This is a genomic window from Tatumella ptyseos ATCC 33301 (assembly GCF_000735525.1).
GTDB classification, from domain to species: Bacteria; Pseudomonadota; Gammaproteobacteria; order Enterobacterales; family Enterobacteriaceae; genus Tatumella; species Tatumella ptyseos.
In genome coordinates, this window is sequence record NZ_JMPR01000035.1 from 89,034 (window position 1) to 105,914 (window position 16,881).

At 49.6% G+C, this 16,881-nt stretch carries 14 protein-coding genes; 10 read left to right on the forward strand and 4 right to left on the reverse strand.

All coding sequences use genetic code 11. The annotated features are described in order from the left end of the window. Window positions 1-87: 87 nt before the first annotated feature. From rssB to GTPT_RS10260, 3 genes are all read left to right on the forward strand, one after another. Window positions 88-1,104 carry a two-component system response regulator RssB gene (gene rssB, locus GTPT_RS10250; RefSeq protein WP_025903051.1) on the forward strand — a complete coding sequence of 339 codons (1,017 nt, stop codon included), beginning with the start codon at window positions 88-90 and terminating at the stop codon, window positions 1,102-1,104. Between the two features lie 181 nt (window positions 1,105-1,285). Next, window positions 1,286-2,185 carry a UTP--glucose-1-phosphate uridylyltransferase GalU gene (gene galU / locus GTPT_RS10255; RefSeq protein ID WP_025903052.1) on the forward strand — a complete coding sequence of 300 codons (900 nt, stop codon included), beginning with the start codon at window positions 1,286-1,288 and terminating at the stop codon, window positions 2,183-2,185. 225 nt (window positions 2,186-2,410) lie between these two features. Continuing rightward, the gene (locus tag GTPT_RS10260) at window positions 2,411-3,418 is read left to right on the forward strand and encodes an NAD-dependent epimerase (protein WP_029990342.1); all 1,008 of its coding nucleotides are present in this window, start codon (window positions 2,411-2,413) and stop codon (window positions 3,416-3,418) included. An 81-nt stretch (window positions 3,419-3,499) separates the two neighbouring features. On the opposite strand, the gene hns is transcribed toward GTPT_RS10260, so the two are convergent. After that, entirely contained in the window at window positions 3,500-3,904 is a 405-nt protein-coding gene (gene hns, locus GTPT_RS10265; RefSeq protein WP_025903054.1) for a histone-like nucleoid-structuring protein H-NS, read from the reverse strand. 271 nt (window positions 3,905-4,175) lie between these two features. On the opposite strand from hns, the gene GTPT_RS10270 reads away from it, so the two are divergent. Next, window positions 4,176-4,799, forward strand: coding sequence for a thymidine kinase (locus GTPT_RS10270; protein WP_025903055.1), 624 nt, complete (start codon window positions 4,176-4,178; stop codon window positions 4,797-4,799). Between the two features lie 50 nt (window positions 4,800-4,849). On the opposite strand, the gene adhE is transcribed toward GTPT_RS10270, so the two are convergent. Beyond that, a complete protein-coding gene (adhE, locus tag GTPT_RS10275) occupies window positions 4,850-7,531 on the reverse strand; it encodes a bifunctional acetaldehyde-CoA/alcohol dehydrogenase (RefSeq protein WP_025903056.1) in 2,682 nt (893 codons plus the stop codon). A gap of 388 nt (window positions 7,532-7,919) precedes the next feature. Here adhE and GTPT_RS10280 point away from each other — a divergent pair, with 388 nt between their 5' ends. The 6 genes from GTPT_RS10280 to oppF all read left to right on the forward strand — a co-directional run bounded on the left by GTPT_RS10280 (window position 7,920) and on the right by oppF (window position 14,612). Then, window positions 7,920-8,576, forward strand: a complete 657-nt coding sequence (locus GTPT_RS10280) for a YchE family NAAT transporter (RefSeq protein ID WP_025903057.1) — start codon at window positions 7,920-7,922, stop codon at window positions 8,574-8,576. Between the two features lie 459 nt (window positions 8,577-9,035). Beyond that, the gene (locus GTPT_RS10285) at window positions 9,036-10,676 is read left to right on the forward strand and encodes an ABC transporter substrate-binding protein (RefSeq protein ID WP_025903058.1); all 1,641 of its coding nucleotides are present in this window, start codon (window positions 9,036-9,038) and stop codon (window positions 10,674-10,676) included. 86 nt (window positions 10,677-10,762) lie between these two features. Beyond that, window positions 10,763-11,683 (forward strand): oligopeptide ABC transporter permease OppB, encoded by a 921-nt coding sequence (gene oppB, locus GTPT_RS10290; RefSeq protein ID WP_025903059.1) that lies wholly within the window; start codon window positions 10,763-10,765, stop codon window positions 11,681-11,683. Between the two features lie 15 nt (window positions 11,684-11,698). Next, window positions 11,699-12,607, forward strand: coding sequence for an oligopeptide ABC transporter permease OppC (gene oppC, locus GTPT_RS10295; RefSeq protein WP_025903060.1), 909 nt, complete (start codon window positions 11,699-11,701; stop codon window positions 12,605-12,607). 11 nt (window positions 12,608-12,618) lie between these two features. Further along, window positions 12,619-13,608, forward strand: a complete 990-nt coding sequence (gene oppD, locus GTPT_RS10300) for an oligopeptide ABC transporter ATP-binding protein OppD (RefSeq protein WP_025903061.1) — start codon at window positions 12,619-12,621, stop codon at window positions 13,606-13,608. Then, window positions 13,605-14,612, forward strand: coding sequence for a murein tripeptide/oligopeptide ABC transporter ATP binding protein OppF (gene oppF, locus GTPT_RS10305; RefSeq protein ID WP_029990343.1), 1,008 nt, complete (start codon window positions 13,605-13,607; stop codon window positions 14,610-14,612). Before oppD ends, oppF begins: the two co-directional genes overlap by 4 nt. Before the next feature lie 383 nt (window positions 14,613-14,995). Here oppF and GTPT_RS10310 read toward each other — a convergent pair whose 3' ends face one another. After that, window positions 14,996-15,325 carry an HI1450 family dsDNA-mimic protein gene (locus GTPT_RS10310; protein WP_025903063.1) on the reverse strand — a complete coding sequence of 110 codons (330 nt, stop codon included), beginning with the start codon at window positions 15,323-15,325 and terminating at the stop codon, window positions 14,996-14,998. Window positions 15,326-15,359: 34 nt separating this feature from the next. Further along, window positions 15,360-16,820 carry a cardiolipin synthase gene (gene cls / locus GTPT_RS10315; protein WP_025903064.1) on the reverse strand — a complete coding sequence of 487 codons (1,461 nt, stop codon included), beginning with the start codon at window positions 16,818-16,820 and terminating at the stop codon, window positions 15,360-15,362. Window positions 16,821-16,881 lie beyond the last annotated feature (61 nt).

The following is a 16,881-nucleotide window of genomic DNA, read 5'->3' on the forward strand; positions in this document are numbered from 1 at the left end:
TTGCCGGCGTCTGTAATACAGGCAGGCAGGAGGACTTCCGGCCCAGCGGAGAGGGTGCCAGTCAGGTCTTAATCACAGGTATTTGTAATGAGTAATACACTATCCGGTAAGCTGATTCTGGTGGTTGATGATGAACCTGTATTTTCGTCATTGTTATGTGGTGTGTTAGCGAATATGGGCGCAAATACTCTGCAAGCCATCAATGGGGTGACAGCCCTGCAAATGCTGGATCAGCATCCTGTTGATCTGATCATCTGCGATCTTGAGATGCCGGTCATGCGCGGGGACAAATTCGTGCAGCAGGTACGCTCGCAGGGGAGGACATTGCCTGTCATTATCATGACAGCCAGTGAGGATGTTTCAGAAATTGCCGGAATGTTGCGTTTGGGCGTACAGGATGTGGTGTTAAAACCGCTGGATGATATTCCGCGGTTGCGTGAAGTGCTTCTGGAGTGTCTTTATCCGTCGATGTTTGCCTCTAAAGTAAAAGAAGATGAACAATTATTCGATGGCTGGGACAGTCTTATTCGTCATCCGGAAAAAGCAGTCCAGCTTCTCCGGCAGTTACAACCCCCTATCAGACAAGTGCTGGCAGAGACGCGGGTCAATTATCGCCAACTGACACCGACGGAGAAACCCGGACTGGTGTTTGATATCGCCGCGCTTTCTGATCATCAGATCGGCTTTTACATACTGGATGTCACCAGAGCGGGTGATAACGGAGTGATGGCGGCCTTACTGTTGCGGGTGTTGTTTAATGAATTGCTGAGGAAAAAAATTGCCGGACAGCATCAGCAATTGCCTCAGATAAACACAATTCTCAATGATATTAATCAGTTACTCGAAGATGCCGGGATGGAAGGGCAGTTCCCGCTGCTGGTGGGTTATTACAACCGCCATCTTCATAATTTATTATTGATCCCGGCAGGCTTGCATAGCACGCTTACCTATAACGGGCAGCATCAGGTTCTGGAAACCGGGGTTCCTCCCGGTACGTTCCGTAAAATACATGCCAGTCAGCACAGTTTTAATCTTAACGCCTGTGAATGTAATATCAGTGGCGCAGGCGGTAGAATTAATCTTATGTTTTCAGATAATGATTAGTTTTCCTGATAATAAATATGTTGTAAGTTGCTTATGTTCAGACAGAAATCCCCGGTTAGTATTATTCCTAATTTGAGCGGATTTATGTTTTGAGGATAAACTCCCTGTGCTGAGCTGGTATACTGATAACATTAAAATTTAAAGACTTATGGGTTTTCATACCCGCGAATGAGGTAATTTGATGTCTGCTTATAAATCAAAAGTAAAAAAGGCGGTAATTCCGGTCGCCGGATTGGGAACCCGAATGCTACCGGCAACCAAGGCGATTCCGAAAGAGATGCTGCCACTGGTTGATAAACCACTCATTCAGTATGTCGTGAATGAATGTATTGCTGCCGGAATCAACGAAATTATTCTGGTGACGCATTCTTCAAAAAACTCCATTGAAAACCACTTTGACACTAGCTTTGAACTGGAAGCGATGCTTGAAAAGCGCGTAAAACGTCAGCTTCTTGATGAAATTCAAAGTATCTGCCCGCCACACGTCACTATTATGCAGGTGCGTCAGGGGGTTGCTAAAGGGCTGGGCCACGCAGTGATGTGTGCACATCCGCTGGTAGGTGATGAACCTTTTGCGGTGATCCTGCCGGACGTTATTATTGATGAATACGAATCTAACCCTCAGCAGGACAACCTGGCAGAAATGCTACGTCGTTTCGATGAAACCGGAAGCAGCCAGATTATGGTGGAACCGGTTGCAGATGTGACCGCATACGGTGTGGTGGACTGTAAGGGAGCAGAACTGCAACCGGGTGACAGCGCGCCTATGGTGGGAGTGGTTGAAAAACCTAAAGCCACAGAGGCTCCTTCTAACCTGGCAGTTGTCGGACGTTATGTTCTGTCTGCAGATATCTGGCCTTTGCTGGCGAAAACGCCTCCGGGTGCCGGTGGTGAAATCCAGTTAACAGATTCCATTGCAATGTTGATGGATAAAGAAACTGTCGAAGCTTATCACCTGAAAGGGCTGAGCCATGACTGCGGTAATAAGCTGGGCTATATGCAGGCTTTTGTTGAGTATGGTGTCCGCCATCCGGTGTTAGGTGAAGACTTTAAAGCCTGGCTGCAAAAGACCGTCGACTGATAGCTTGCGCTGATACGCTTGACAGGCCATACAACATTGTTGTGTGGCTTTTTTTTCACCTGAACAGCCTGAAATGTATTTTTCCGCGGCTATCAGCGACGGTTATGAAAACAAACCGTGATCTTTAGCGACGGAAACCTGTATCATTTGCGCAGTCTGAATAACAGGAATTAACGGTGCTTCTGAACAGAAGTGCCTTTATTAGTGGTAAGAGTTGAGGGTGATATGAATTATTTGGTGACCGGTGCAGCAGGATTTATTGGATTTCATGTGAGTCTGAGACTACTCAAGGCCGGTTACCGGGTCACTGGCGTCGATAATCTGAACGATTATTATGATGTGCAGTTAAAAAAAGACCGCATCCGGTTGCTGGAAGCTTATCCGGATTTCACCTTTCAGCATACCGATATTGCTGACCGTACAGCAATGGAGCAATTATTTGGCCGCGTCCGGTTTGACCGGGTGATCCATCTTGCTGCACAGGCCGGCGTCCGTTACTCGATTGAGAATCCCCATGCGTATGTGGATGCCAATATTGTCGGACATCTGAATATTCTGGAAGGCTGCCGTCAGCAAAAAGTCGGTCATCTGTTATTCGCCAGTTCAAGTTCTGTCTACGGGCTGAACCGTAAATTGCCTTTTTCCACAGAAGACAGCGTGGATCATCCGGTTTCTCTGTACGCTGCGACCAAAAAATCGAATGAACTGATGAGTCATAGTTATGCGCATCTGTACCAGTTACCTGTCAGCGGATTACGCTTTTTTACAGTGTATGGTCCCTGGGGGCGCCCTGATATGGCCTTATTTAAGTTCACCCGGGCGATGCTGGCGGGTGAAGCGATTGATGTTTATAACTACGGTAAGATGCAGCGCGATTTCACCTATATTGATGATATTGTGGAAGCTATTTTCCGGGTACAGGATAAAATTCCGATCCCGAATGCTGACTGGAGCGTAGAGTCCGGGTCAGTGGCGATGAGTTCAGCCCCATACCGTATTTATAATATCGGCAACAGCCAGCCGGTTCCCCTGATGGATTATATTTCCGCACTGGAGCAGGCATTGGGAATGACCGCGAAGAAAAATATGCTGCCATTGCAGCCAGGTGATGTACTTGATACCAGTGCTGATACTAAAGAGCTTTATGATCTGATCAATTTCATTCCGGAAACTTCGGTGGTGACAGGCGTGAAGAAATTTGTCGACTGGTACAGAGGCTATTATCAGGTATAAAAAAACGGGAGGATAATTATCCTCCCGTTAACGGGTTTATTATCGCTAAGACAGTAAACCCGACGAAAAAAAGGCCTTCACTCAGAGGGCAAAATCTTCCAGTGTTTTTCCGGATTCCATCGCTTTTCTGATCACTGCAGGTGTACGTCCCTGGCCCGTCCAGGTCCGGTTTTCACCTTTTTCATCAGTGTATTGGTATCTTGCAGGGCGGGCAGCACGTCGTGTCTTAACTGCTGGTTTTGTTTCTGCCATTGACTGCAGCAATTCATTCGGGTCAATACCGTCAGCAATTAACATTTCACGATATTGCTCAAGCTTACGTAATTTTTCGGCATTGTGAGCGACAGCATGTGATTCTTCTTCACGGCGTTCGTTGACAATAACTTCAAATTTTTCCAGCATATCTTCCAGCGTTTCGATGCTGTATTCTCTGGCTTGCGCACGCAGTGTACGAATATTATTCAACGATTTAATGGCATCGCTCATTGTCCGGATCTCACAATTTAATTGGTTATTATGCGTAAGTATATAATCATAGTCTGCGGTAAAATTTACTGCAACTGAATACTATGCTGGTGTTTCTAAATAAAGCGTAAGGGCGTTTTACCGGATCCCCGGACGGGTGATTAATTCATACCCGCCACGGGAAGTCATTGCACATTCCTCCTTCAATGACCGGTAAATGCGTCATCACATTTTCAGTTGACGATTATGTTAATATAGACGTTATTATTCTTTCCTGACTGAGATCATTCTGATGGCACAGCTGTACTTCTATTACTCCGCAATGAATGCCGGAAAATCGACATCGTTACTGCAATCCTCTTATAACTATCATGAGCGGGGAATGAAGACGGTTATTTATACCGCAGAAATTGATAACCGGTTTGGGCACGGAAAAGTCAGCTCACGCATCGGGCTCTCTGCCGAAGCGCTGTTGTATCGTCCCGGCACAGATATCGCGAAGCAGGTCGCAGAAATACATGGTCGCGATAAAATCCACTGTGTGCTGGTGGACGAAAGCCAGTTTCTGACCCGTGATCAGGTCAGGCAGCTCACTTCTGTCACGGATTTACTGGATATTCCTGTGTTGTGCTACGGATTACGCACAGATTTTCGCGGAGAACTCTTTGAAGGGAGTCAATACTTACTGGCCTGGGCAGACAAACTGGTAGAACTGAAGACCATATGTCACTGTGGCCGCAAAGCCAGCATGGTACTGCGTCTCGACAGTCAGGGTAAGCCGTTTAAAGAAGGGGAGCAGGTGGTGATTGGCGGGAATGAGCGGTATATCTCGGTCTGCCGTAAACATTACTGGCAGGCGATTGATGAGAACAGCACTACCGCGATTTATGGTGACGGGCAGTCACCGGCCGGGTGAGTCGTCTATCGTTTTATCAGGCTGCCGGTATACCGGCGGCCTGTGTAAGACTATTTTGCTTTTTTACGGCCTTTTCCTGCGGCAGTCGGCGTCGGGTCTTTTATTTCCAGAGGCACTTCGGGGATTTCACTGAATTCACGTCCGTAGTAACTGTCCAGCATTAACTGTTTCAGTTCACTGATTAACGGATAACGCGGGTTCGCACCTGTGCACTGGTCATCAAAGGCATCTTCTGCCAGTTTATCCACTTTAGCCAGGAAATCAGCTTCCTGAACACCGGCGTCACGGATGGATTTCGGAATACCCAGCTCGGCCTTAATCTCTTCCAGCCACTGCAGCAATGCGGTTATTTTACCGGCAGTACGTTCACCGGGCTGACCTAAGCCCAGATGGTCGGCAATTTCGGCATAACGGCGACGTGCCTGCGGGCGATCATACTGACTGAATGCGGTCTGCTTAGTCGGGTTATCATTGGCGTTATAACGGATCACATTAGAGATGAGCAGGGCATTAGCGAGGCCGTGCGGGATATGGAATTCAGACCCCAGTTTGTGAGCCATAGAGTGACATACGCCCAGGAAGGCATTCGCAAAGGCGATACCCGCAATGGTGGCGGCATTGTGTACGCGTTCACGAGCGATAGGGTTTTTCGCCCCCTCATGATAGCTGGCTGGCAGATTCTCTTTCAGCAGTTTCAGGGCCTGTAAGGCCTGACCATCTGAATACTCATTCGCCAGAACAGACACATACGCTTCGAGAGCATGAGTGACGGCGTCCAGGCCCCCGAAGGCGCACAGTGATTTAGGCATATCCATCACCAGATTGGCATCCACAATCGCCATGTCCGGGGTCAGGGCATAATCTGCCAGCGGATATTTTAACCCGGTCGCGTCGTCGGTGACGACGGCAAATGGCGTGACTTCAGAGCCGGTCCCCGAAGTGGTCGTGATCGCGACCAGGCTGGCTTTTACACCCATTTTCGGGAACTTATAGATACGTTTGCGGATATCCATAAAGCGTAATGCCAGATCTTCAAAGTGAGTTTCAGGATGTTCATACATGACCCACATGATCTTAGCGGCATCCATGGGGGACCCCCCGCCCAGAGCGATAATGACATCGGGTTTAAAGCTATGCATCTGTGCAGCGCCCTGGCGCACAATACTGAGTGTCGGGTCAGCTTCCACCTCAAAGAACACCTCAGTTTCCACTCCCTGTGCTTTTAACACCCGGGTGACCTGATCGGCGTAGCCATGATTAAACAGGTAACGGTCCGTCACGATAAAAGCACGCCGGGCACCGTCACTGGCAATCTCTTCAAGCGCAACCGGTAATGACCCACGGCGGAAATAGATAGATTTAGGAAGTTTGTGCCACAGCATATTTTCAGCCCGTTTAGCGACGGTTTTTTTATTGATCAGGTGTTTAGGCCCGACGTTTTCAGAAATTGAATTTCCGCCCCAGGAACCACAACCCAGCGTCAGGGAGGGGGCCAGTTTGAAGTTATAAAGGTCACCGATCCCGCCCTGGGATGCAGGGGTATTGATAAGAATTCGCGCTGTCTTCATTTGCGCGCCGAACTGATTGACTCTCTCCGTCTGATTGTCCTGATCCGTATACAGGCAGGAGGTGTGGCCAATGCCGCCCATTTCTACCAGTTTTTCTGCTTTGCTCAGGGCATCCTCAAAACCGTTTGCCCGGTACATTGCGAGGGTAGGTGACAGTTTTTCGTGGGCAAAGGGTTCGCTTTCATCAATATCTGTCACTTCGCCGATCAGAATTTTGGTGTCGGCCGGGACGACAATACCTGCCATTTCAGCGATCTTCGGTGCCGGTTGTCCTACGATAGCGGCATTCAGCGCACCATTTTTCAGGATCACCCCGCGGACAGCCTGCAGTTCTTCGCCCTGCAGCAGATACCCGCCATGGGACGCGAACCGCTGGCGGACCGCATCATAAATCTGCGTATCGACGATAACGGACTGCTCAGAAGCGCAGATAACGCCGTTATCAAAGGTTTTTGACATCAGAATGGAGGCAACTGCTCTTTTTATATCCGCAGTTTCATCGATGACCACGGGGGTATTCCCGGCCCCAACGCCAATGGCTGGTTTGCCTGAACTGTACGCCGCTTTCACCATACCCGGCCCACCGGTGGCAAGGATAAGGTTAATATCAGGGTGGTGCATCAGCTGATTGGATAATTCGACGGAAGGCTCATCAATCCAACCGATGATATCCGGTGGCGCGCCCGCGGCAATGGCCGCCTGCAATACAATATCCGCCGCTTTGTTGGTTGCGGTCCGTGCCCGCGGGTGAGGGGAGAAAATAATACCGTTACGGGTTTTCAGACTGATCAGCGCTTTAAAAATTGCCGTCGAGGTGGGGTTGGTGGTCGGAACAATACCGCAGATGATGCCGATAGGCTCAGCAATTGTAATGGTACCGAAAGTATCATCAGTTTCCAGAATACCGCAGGTCTTTTCGTCTTTGTACGCGTTGTAAATATATTCGGAAGCAAAATGATTTTTAATCACTTTGTCTTCAATAATCCCCATCCCCGATTCAGCAACGGCCATCTTCGCTAAAGGGATCCTGGCATCGGCCGCGGCGAGTGCTGCAGCACGGAAGATCTTGTCAACCTGCTCCTGACTGAACCCGGCAAAGGTCCGTTGGGCATTCTTAACCCGCGAGACCAGCGCATTTAACTCAGCAATGTTTGTGACAGTCATGATTATCTCCTGAAGGAAAATTAAGCTTTTTAGTAAACAGACGTGCAGTTCAGGTGTTCTGCAGAGGCACGACGAATGTTTACTAAAAAGGTTTCACTTCAGTGCTCTTAAAGCATAGCCAGATTATCGAAAACTGCCGGTGCCGATAATGATGCAGATCAAGCAGGAGTGAAGCTGATACCATTCAGCGTGAACATTCGAGGGGGCGGGGAGAAGCCGTACCGGGGAGGAGGTCAAATCCCGGGGAGCAGAGCAGGGTAAACACCGGCATTGGCACTCAGATAAAATGATAAAAGTGCCTGTCCCGGCCCTGTAATAGTGCTTTTCCTGCAGTAAGGACCTGTCTATACTTACGCTTTGATATTTGCCCCCCAGTCTGAGGTACACTTTGTCTTCTTTTCTTTCCGACCTGCCTACCTATATCAAATTTTATATCGGGTTATTTGCGCTGGTGAACCCGGTCGGTATCATTCCTGTATTTATTACCCTGACCAGTACGCAGGGAACCGCAGAACGCCATAAAACGAATATGACGGCCAACTTATCGGTGGCCATTATCCTGTGGATTTCATTGTTGCTGGGCAACAGTATTCTGGCCCTGTTTGGTATTTCTATTGACTCCTTCCGTATCGCTGGCGGCATTCTGGTCGTGACCATTGCGATGTCAATGATCAGCGGCAAAATTGGTGAAGACAAACAAAACAAACAAGAGAAAGCGCAGACCTCAGAAACGCACGAGAATCTGGGGGTGGTTCCGTTAGCCCTGCCGTTGATGGCAGGACCGGGAGCCATTAGTTCGACCATTGTCTGGGGAACACGCTATGACTCGTGGGTAAATATTCTCTGCTTTTCTGTGATGATTGCACTTTTTGCCGCCAGTTGCTGGTTACTGTTCCGCGCCGCCCCGATGATGGCACGTGTCCTGGGGCAGACCGGGATTAACGTCATTACCCGAATTATGGGCCTGTTACTGATGGCATTAGGTATCGAATTTATTGTGACCGGTATTCGTGCGCTTTTCCCGGGCTTATCTGTAATGCATTAACTTAATTCGCGCCAATTTTCAGCCTCACCAAAACAGGGCACCATTTTGGTGAGGTGCACCATAATTAACCTTCTCTATTCCTGTCGCTTATAACACCGCTGTGGTTATTAGCTGCTTTTCTGATTAAAGAGTGTCCACCCGGATTTTCAAAAAAACCAAAGCGTTAGCCCCCGCCCTTGTACATGGAAAATATTCATCTTTAATGACATTTATTGGCATAGTTTATGCATTGATTGGTCTTTTATTGTGAAGTTTATCCCTTTATAGTGATTATGTTTCACAATGTGAGGATGATTCGCTTCGCGGTGAAATTATCCTGCTATTCATACATCGGATTGATTCCCGGGTAAAAAGACAGACACAGTGACGACGGTAAGGAAATAATAAGTATAAACCTCCGGAAATACGGGGGTGACCTATCCGCCAGACAATAACAAATGCAAACAACGGAGCCGGAAAATGAGTAAATTACCTGGTAAGAGGTTACTCGCCGCAGGGATAGTCCTTGCAATGAGCCAGATGGCTATTCAGCAGGTGCAGGCCGCAGACGTCCCAGCCGGGGTAACTCTGGCCGCGAAACAGGAATTAATAAAAGGTAATGGCGGGGAAGTGCAGTCGCTGGACCCGCATAAAATTGAAGGCTCACCGGAGAGTAATGTCAGTTATGATCTACTCGAAGGGCTGGCGGTAGTAGGCACCGAGGGTAAAGTGATCCCGGGGGTGGCAGAGAGCTGGGAAAATAAAGACGGTAAAGTCTGGACTTTCCATTTACGTAAAAATGCCCTCTGGTCGAATGGTGCCCCGGTGACGGCGCAGGACTTTGTTTACAGCTGGCGCAGACTGGTGAATCCGAAAACCGCATCACCGTATGCCAGTTATCTGCAATACGGGCATGTGGAAAATGTTGATGACATCATTGCCGGTAAAAAATCGCCGGACCAACTTGGCGTAAAGGCGCTGGATGATCATACTCTTCAGGTGACACTGACCACATCAGTTCCTTTCTTTGATCAGCTACTGACTTATGCGGCACTGTCTCCGGTCTATCCACCGGTGGTTGAAAAATATGGCGATCAGTGGACATTACCGCAGCATTGGGTCGGTAATGGTGCATATACTCTGCAATCCCATATTGTGAATGAGAAGATCGTGGTTGTCCGTAATCCGAAATACTGGGATAACGCCCACACAGTGATTAATAAAGTCACGTTCCTGCCCATTGATTCTGAAGTTAACGACGTTAATCGCTTCTACTCTGCAAATGGCAGTGATGTCACTTATAACAATCTGCCTATCGAATTATTCCGCAAGCTGAAGCAAGACCATCCTAAAGATCTGCATGTTGATCCTTATCTCTGCACCTATTTCTATGAACTGAATAATAAGTCAGCACCGTTTAATGATGTCCGTGTCCGTACCGCCATCAAGCTTGGACTGGATCGCGATATCGTCGTGAATAAAGTGCTGGCCCAGGGACAGACTGCCGCGTACAGCCTGACCGATCCTGCGACCAATGGTATTGATGTGACAAAACCGGCCTGGTTTACCGAAACTCAGGCACAACGCAACGCTGAGGCTAAAAAATTATTGCAGGAAGCCGGCTATGGCCCGGGGCATCCGCTGACCTTCACGCTGCTCTATAACACTTCAGACCTGCATAAAAAGCTGGCGATTGCCGCGGCATCCCTCTGGAAGAAAAATCTGGGTGTGAATGTGGTACTGGAAAATCAGGAATGGAAAACTTATCTGGACTCTCGTCATCAGGGGACCTATCAGATGGCGCGTGCCGGCTGGTGTGCTGATTATAACGAGCCGAGCGCATTCCTGAACACTATGCAAACCGGTGACAGCAATAATACCGCGTTCTATTCAGATACTGCGTTCGACCAGGTACTGAAAGATGCCGCCAATGCCAGCGATGCGGCACAACGTGCGTCGGACTATCAGAAAGCGGAGCAGATCCTGGACAAAGATTCGGCTATCGTCCCTGTATTTTATTATGCCAATACCCGGCTGGTGAAAACCTATGTTGGCGGCTATACGGGTAAAGATCCACTTGACCATGTTTATGATAAAAACTTATATATAATCAAACATTAATTTATTTTACGGATCCGGCCTGTCTCTGTAATACAGGCCGGTTTTCCGGTCAAAAATGACGGTAGCAATGGAATTAAGGTAATGTCATGTTGAAATTTATTTTACGAAGGGTCGCTGAGGCCATCCCGACGTTGTTTATATTGATTACTATCTCCTTTTTTATGATGCGGCTTGCACCAGGCAGCCCCTTCACCGGAGAGCGTAATCTCCCTCCGGAAGTCATGGCGAATATTGAAGCCAGTTATCACCTGAATGAGCCTATTGGCGAACAGTATGTTGACTACCTGGTCAAGCTGGCCCACGGCGATTTCGGGCCTTCCTTTAAATATAAAGATTTCAGTGTTAACTATCTGATAGGGCAAGCTTTCCCGGTTTCTGCATCTCTGGGGCTGGCGGCATTTTGCTTTGCAATGGTGTGCGGTATCGCGGCCGGTATCATTGCTGCCCTGCGGCAGAACACCTTCTGGGACTATGCGGTGATGGGGGTGGCAATGACCGGTGTGGTGATCCCGTCGTTTGTTGTCGCTCCCTTACTGGTCTTAATATTTGCGATCACCCTGAAATGGCTTCCCGGCGGAGGCTGGAATGGCGGGCAGTGGCAATACGTCTTACTGCCGATGCTGGCCCTGTCACTGGCTTACATCTCCAGTATTGCCCGAATTATGCGCAGCTCAATGATTGAAGTTATGCATTCGGACTATATCCGTACTGCGCGTGCAAAAGGAATGCCGATGAGCCGTATCGTCTTCCGTCATGCTCTGCGTCCCGCATTACTGCCAGTGGTTTCCTATATGGGGCCAGCTTTCGTGGGCATTATTACCGGGTCGATGGTCATTGAATCAATTTTCGGATTGCCGGGCATCGGGCAACTGTTTGTGAATGGCGCACTGAACCGCGATTATTCACTGGTTCTCAGCCTGACTATCCTGGTCGGGGTACTGACCATTGCTTTTAACGCCATCGTCGATATTTTGTATGCCGTTATCGACCCGAAAATTCGCTACTGATGGCGGGAGTTGAAGATGATTTTATTTAAAAGAAATAAAGAACTGACCCAAAGCTTACTGGGTGATACCACCATCAAAGGCCGCAGTCTGTGGCAGGATGCCGGTCGCCGGTTTATCCATAACCGTGCCGCTCTGGTCAGCCTGTTTTTGCTGCTTCTTATCATTCTGTTCGTGGCCTTCGCTCCGATGATATCGCCGTTTGCCTACGATGATACCGACTGGAATATGATGTCTGCGGCACCGGATTTCAGTTCCGGGCACTGGTTCGGAACTGACTCGTCCGGTCGTGATCTTCTGGTGCGGGTAGCGATTGGCGGACGTATCTCACTGATGGTCGGTATCGCATCGGCCGCTATCGCCGTGATTGTCGGTACCCTGTATGGGTCGATTGCCGGTTATGTGGGGGGGAAAATCGATGCATTTATGATGCGCTTGCTGGAAATCCTTAACTCTTTCCCGTTCATGTTCTTTGTGATCCTGCTGGTTACCTTCTTTGGCCGTAATATCCTGCTGATTTTTGTCGCCATTGGTATGGTGTCCTGGCTGGATATGGCGCGTATTGTACGCGGGCAAACACTGGCCCTGAAAGGGAAAGAGTATATTGAAGCGGCTCGTGTGGCCGGAGTCTCCACCAGTGGAATTGTGCTTCGACACATTATCCCGAATGTCTTAGGGGTTGTCGTCGTGTATGCCTCGTTGCTGGTGCCCGGAATGATCCTGTTTGAATCTTTCCTGAGCTTCCTTGGTCTGGGTACCCAGGAACCGCTGAGCAGTTGGGGGGCTCTGTTAAGTGACGGAGCAAACTCTATGGAAGTCTCCCCCTGGTTATTACTGTTTCCGGCCAGTTTTCTGGTGGTCACTCTGTTCTGTTTTAACTTTATCGGCGATGGTTTGCGTGATGCCCTCGACCCGAAAGATCGCTAAGGAGCACCGCAATGACTGTTGAAAATTTAAGGACACAGCCGTTACTGGCGGTAAAAGATCTGCGGGTGACTTTTTCGACCCACGATGGTGATGTGACCGCGGTCAATAACCTGAGCTTTGACCTGAATGAAGGTGAGACGCTGGGGATTGTCGGGGAATCCGGCTCAGGTAAGTCTCAGACCGCATTTGCGTTGATGGGATTACTGGCCAGAAACGGAAAAGTGTCAGGATCAGCACAATTCAAGGGGCAGGAATTACTGAACCTGCCGGAGAAACAACTGAATAAGTTGCGTGCCGGGCAGATAGGGATGATTTTCCAGGATCCGATGACGTCACTGAATCCGTATATGAAAGTCGGTGAGCAGTTAATTGAAGTGCTGATGTTACATAAGGGATTGAGTCATAAGGTGGCGTTTGAAGAGTGCGTGAAAATGCTGGATGCAGTAAAAATCCCGGCCGCACGTCAACGTATGAAAATGTACCCTCATGAGTTTTCCGGCGGTATGCGTCAGCGGGTAATGATAGCCATGTCGCTGTTATGTCAGCCACGACTACTGATTGCGGATGAACCGACCACTGCACTGGATGTGACTGTACAGTCACAAATTATGACACTATTGAATGATCTCAAGCGGGAGTTTTCCACCTCGATTATTCTGATCACCCATGACCTGGGCGTTGTGGCAGGGGGCTGTGATAAGGTGCTGGTGATGTACGGGGGCCGGACGATGGAGTACGCCACGGCAGATGAGCTATTTGCTCAGCCGTCACATCCTTATACCCGGGGCTTGTTAAAAGCCGTACCCCGTCTGGACCGGGAAGACAGCGAATTGCGTACTATCCCGGGGAATCCTCCTAACCTGCTGAATTTACCTTCCGGCTGTCCGTTCCGTCCGAGATGTGAATTTGCAGTGCCGCTGTGTGAAACCTCACCGGCTGCCGTTATGAGTGCAGGAGGCAGGATCAGAGCCTGCCACAGAAGCGTGGAGGAAATACAATGATAACGGCGAATGAAACCCGTAATCCGTTGCTGCTTGAAGTTAAAAACCTGAAAGTCTGGTTTGAGATCAAACAAAAAAAACAGTGGTTCTGGCAACCGGCCGTGAACCTGAAAGCGGTCGATGGTGTGAGTTTTAAACTCCACCAGGGAGAGACCCTGGGTGTGGTCGGAGAGTCCGGCTGTGGTAAATCTACCCTGGCACGTGCGGTGATCGGGCTGGTGAAAGCCACCGAAGGCAGTATTTGCTGGATGGGTAAAGAGCTGGCCGGCGCAAATGCTGCTGAATGGCAAAAGGCCCGCGGGGATATCCAGATGATTTTTCAGGATCCGCTCGCCTCCCTTGACCCGCGGATGACCATTGGCGACATCATTGCTGAACCGCTGCGCAGCCGCCGCCCGCGGGTGTCAAAAGCTGAAGTCAGAGAACGCGTACAGGCCATGATGCAGAAAGTGGGCCTGCTGCCGAATATGATCAACCGCTATCCACACGAGTTCTCCGGCGGACAGTGTCAGAGGATCGGCATTGCCAGGGCACTGATCCTTGAGCCTAAACTGATTATCTGTGATGAGCCGGTGTCGGCACTGGATGTTTCTATCCAGGCGCAGGTGGTTAACCTGCTGAAAAAGCTGCAGCGCGAAATGGGGCTGGCGTTAATTTTCATCGCCCATGATCTAGCGGTGGTAAAACATATTTCTGATAAAGTGATGGTCATGTATCTCGGCCACGCGGTTGAAACGGGTGATGATGAAAAAGTGTATACAACACCGGCACATCCGTATACCCGTGCCCTGATGTCGGCAGTACCGCTGCCGGACCCGGAACTGGAAAGAAATAAAACCATTCAGTTACTTGAGGGAGACCTGCCATCCCCGATAAATCCGCCCCGGGGTTGTGTCTTTTCTACCCGCTGCCCGCTGGCTGAGGATCGGTGCCGTAACGAACGACCTCAGATACAGGGAGACGCTACTCATACGGTAGCCTGCCTGAAAGCTGAAGCACTCTGAGGGTGATCACCCTGCGTTAACCAAAAGCCGGGGCAACCCGGCTTTATTGATCTGAGATGCTGCATTTTTTTCCGGCTAGCCTTCGCACACAACCCCGGGTGACCCGTTCATCCCCGGACAGAACCGGCATGCCGTTCCGTCGGTCAGTAAGTCACCGAAACGGATCGCCATGACGAACGTTTGCGGTCACGGTAAAGGGCCTGCGAGGAGGTACTGAGATACCGGCGTAAAAAAGAGACGTGCCGGGTGAGCGAACAATACAGGGAAAATCAGCAGGGAAGAGAGGGTATAAAAAGAAAGTTTTCATCGGTGGCCGGAAGAAGGGTAACCTCCGGCGGGACCGGGGTTACCTCGTTATCATTCACCGGATGACTGAACGATAATTACTCACGCCACAGAATATGGCACAGCTTATGATCTTTCTCCCGGCACAGTAATACGCGGGCAAAAATATCCGTCACCGGGTCAGCTTCGGTCTCACCGAGACCAATCACTACCTCAGCAAAAAAATCAGGGTTCAGGTCGAAATCGACGTGTTCCTGCCAGTCTTCGGCAGGGTCCAGTAATTCGGCACTACCACGCTCTTCAAACTGCAGGTTAAACAGAATGATATCAGCCGGTTCCAGGTTATCTCCTGCCAGCTCAAGAAAGATATCGTAAGCCTGCTCCAGCGTTTCATCTTCAGTAAGACGATTATTAAGATCCATGTTCAGCCTGTACTAATCAAAAGTGTATATGCGGCCTTTTTTACAGCAAAGGACTAAAGAAGTAAAACAGTCGTTCCAGAATCCGCCGCCAGTACGAGCGTTTCGCCCATTCTGCACCGCTCAGTCGTGTTGAACGTTCAATATAATCCTGCTGTACCAGGTCGACATCATTACCGAAATCACCATCATCCACTACCAGCGTGACCTCAAAATTCAGCCACAGACTACGCATATCCAGATTGACGGTGCCTACCAGACAAAGTTCACCGTCGATGAGCACACTTTTGGTATGCAGCAGCCCCTCAGAGAACTGATAAATTTTTACGCCTGCCTCCAGCAGTTCAGTAAAGAATGCCCGGCTTGCCCAGTCGACCAGCATGGAATCGTTCTTTTCAGGAACAATCAAGCGAACATCCACACCACGCAGAGCCGCAGTGCAGATAGCATGCAGCAGGTCATCACTGGGAACAAAATACGGCGTTGTCATGGTCAGTTGTTCACGAGCCGAATAAATAGCAGTGAGCAGGGCCTGATGGATCATATCTTCCGGAAAGCCCGGGCCGGAGGCGATAACCTGAATAATATGCCCGCTGGATTGCTCAAAGGGCATGACAACCTGGTCGGGTTGTGGCGGTAAAATCCGTTTCCCGGTTTCTATCTCCCAGTCACAGGAATAAACGATCCCCAGCGTGATCGCCACGGGGCCTTCCATGCGTGCCATCAGGTCGACCCATTGGCCGACACCGGCATCCTGTTTGAAAAAGCGTGGATCCACCAGATTCATACTGCCGGTATAGGCAATATAATTATCAATCAGTACGATTTTACGGTGTTGCCGCAGATCCATTCGTCGCAGGAACACCCTCAGCAAATTAACCTGTAAGGCTTCGACGACCTCGATACCCGCCTGACGAAACTTTTTAGGCCACGGGCTTTTGAAAAACTGCCGGCTGCCCGCGGAGTCCAGCATGAGTCGGCAGTGAACGCCCCGTTGTGCGGCGTCCATAAAGGCTTCGGCCACATCATCAGCCCGGCCCCCGGGCTGCCAGATATAAAACACCATCTCGATATTATGGCTGGCCTGACGGATATCGTTGACCAGCGACGCCATTACGTCATCCGGGTGCGTCAGTAACGTGAGCTGATTCCCACGCACACCGGCAATCCCGTGGCGATGTTCGCATAATTTAAACAGGGCGCTGGCAACATCGCTGGTGCGGGTCGCAAATATATGAGAAGACTTCCTTAACTCAGCCAGCCAGCGAGCGGTAGAGGGCCACATGGTTCTGGCCCGTTCTGCACGGCGTTTACCCAGATAGAGTTCACCGAAACTCAGATAAGCAATAATGCCGACCAGGGGCAGGATATAGATAATCAGCAGCCAGACCATAGAGGATGATACGGTTCTTCGCTTCATCAGGATCCGGAGGGTAACCCCTGCAATTAATAGCCAGTAGCCAAATAATAGTAACCCGTTGAGCAGGGAATAGAATGTCGTCATTAAATGGAAGTCCGGTTCACGCTTTCGTGTAATGAGTTTACGTTGAGTTCCGGTATTGTGA